Annotated in this window: 2 tRNA genes and 1 rRNA gene; all 3 read right to left on the bottom strand. The window is 45.7% G+C overall.

What is annotated here, in order from left to right:
- Position 1: 1 nt before the first annotated feature.
- Positions 2-75 (bottom strand) — tRNA-Ala (locus tag B2145_RS03205).
- 91 nt (positions 76-166) lie between these two features.
- Positions 167-240: transfer RNA gene (locus B2145_RS03200), tRNA-Ile, on the bottom strand.
- Positions 241-389: 149 nt separating this feature from the next.
- Positions 390-1,901: ribosomal RNA gene (locus B2145_RS03195) — 16S ribosomal RNA — on the bottom strand.
- Between the last annotated feature and the right edge of the window lie 381 nt (positions 1,902-2,282).

Here is a 2,282-nt window from a genome sequence, read left to right as displayed (position 1 = left end):
GTGGAGAATAACGGAGTCGAACCGTTGACCTCCTGCGTGCAAGGCAGGCGCTCTAGCCAGCTGAGCTAATCCCCCATTTCTAATTTTAAATTATGAATGTTGAATTTTGAATTAATGGTAATTCATACTCATACTTCTAAAATTTCCTTTTTTTAAGTCTAAATAGTTGTCTCGGACAGACTCGAACTGTCGACCCCTACATTATCAGTGTAGTACTCTAACCAGCTGAGCTACGAGACACTCTTTTTCTTAAAAATAAAACCGTCATCATAACGGTCTTACGTGTATTATTTGAACTAACAGCGAGAGTAATCGCTTCTAAAATCTTTCCATTATTACTTTTCGTCTTCTTTCTTGAAAGTGTATTGCTACTAACATTCAAGCTCTAGAAAGGAGGTGTTCCAGCCGCACCTTCCGGTACGGCTACCTTGTTACGACTTAGCCCTAGTTACCAGTTTTACCCTAGGCAGCTCCTTGCGGTCACCGACTTCAGGCACCCCCAGCTTCCATGGCTTGACGGGCGGTGTGTACAAGGCCCGGGAACGTATTCACCGGATCATGGCTGATATCCGATTACTAGCGATTCCAGCTTCACGGAGTCGAGTTGCAGACTCCGATCCGAACTGTGACCGGTTTTGTAGATTCGCTCCTGGTCGCCCAGTGGCTGCTCTCTGTACCGGCCATTGTAGCACGTGTGTAGCCCAAGGCGTAAGGGCCGTGATGATTTGACGTCATCCCCACCTTCCTCTCAGTTTGCACTGGCAGTCTCGTTAGAGTTCCCGACATGACTCGCTGGCAACTAACGACAGGGGTTGCGCTCGTTATAGGACTTAACCTGACACCTCACGGCACGAGCTGACGACAACCATGCAGCACCTTGTAAATTGTCTTGCGAAAAGTCTGTTTCCAAACCGGTCAACCTACATTTAAGCCTTGGTAAGGTTCCTCGCGTATCATCGAATTAAACCACATGCTCCACCGCTTGTGCGGGCCCCCGTCAATTCCTTTGAGTTTCATTCTTGCGAACGTACTCCCCAGGTGGGATACTTATCACTTTCGCTTAGCCACTGAGATTGCTCCCAACAGCTAGTATCCATCGTTTACGGCGTGGACTACCAGGGTATCTAATCCTGTTCGCTACCCACGCTTTCGTCCATCAGCGTCAATCCATTAGTAGTAACCTGCCTTCGCAATTGGTATTCCATGTAATCTCTAAGCATTTCACCGCTACACTACATATTCTAGTTACTTCCTAATAATTCAAGCCCAACAGTATCAATGGCCATTTCCCGGTTGAGCCGGGAGATTTCACCACTGACTTATTGGGCCGCCTACGGACCCTTTAAACCCAATGATTCCGGATAACGCTTGGATCCTCCGTATTACCGCGGCTGCTGGCACGGAGTTAGCCGATCCTTATTCTTACAGTACCGTCAAGCTCCGACACGTCGGAGTGTTTCTTCCTGTACAAAAGCAGTTTACAATCCATAGGACCGTCATCCTGCACGCGGCATGGCTGGATCAGGCTTGCGCCCATTGTCCAATATTCCTCACTGCTGCCTCCCGTAGGAGTCTGGTCCGTGTCTCAGTACCAGTGTGGGGGATCTCCCTCTCAGGACCCCTACCCATCGTAGCCTTGGTATGCCGTTACCATACCAACTAGCTAATGGGACGCATGCTCATCTTTCACCGTTGTGACTTTAATAGTTCCTTGATGCCAAGGTACTATACTATGAGGTATTAATCCAAATTTCTCTGGGCTATCCCTCTGTGAAAGGTAGATTGCATACGCGTTACGCACCCGTGCGCCGGTCTCTAGTATTGCTACTATACCCCTCGACTTGCATGTGTTAAGCCTGCCGCTAGCGTTCATCCTGAGCCAGGATCAAACTCTTCATCGTATATTATGCGAATTAAATAAATTTAATTCTATTTATTTTCGACTGAAGCTCTAGTGGTTTTAAATCTTTCGATTTGTTTACTCTCTTTTATTATTGTCCCGATAAATCGGGACGGCTGTCAATTCAATATGTCTAGGAACGTGTCTTCTTCTTTTTCGTTTCGTTTGAGCCATTTAATGTCTCTCTCAAAGCGGGTGCAAAAGTAGCAACTTCTTTTTTATCTCGCAAGAAAAAATTGAAGTTTTTTTTAAGTGATTTAAATCACCTTTTCTTCTCTCTTTCTTACCAGCTTTTCAAATAACTTGCCCTTTTAGCGGGGTGCAAATGTAATTCGCTTTTTCTAATCCTACAAGCTTTTTTAAATCTTTTTTTGAAAATAAT

This window comes from Flavobacterium sp. UBA5153 (assembly GCA_002413745.1).
Taxonomy (GTDB): domain Bacteria; phylum Bacteroidota; class Bacteroidia; order Flavobacteriales; family Flavobacteriaceae; genus Flavobacterium.
The sequence above is the reverse complement of the archived record's forward strand: the minus strand, read 5'-3'. Positions and strand labels throughout refer to the sequence as shown.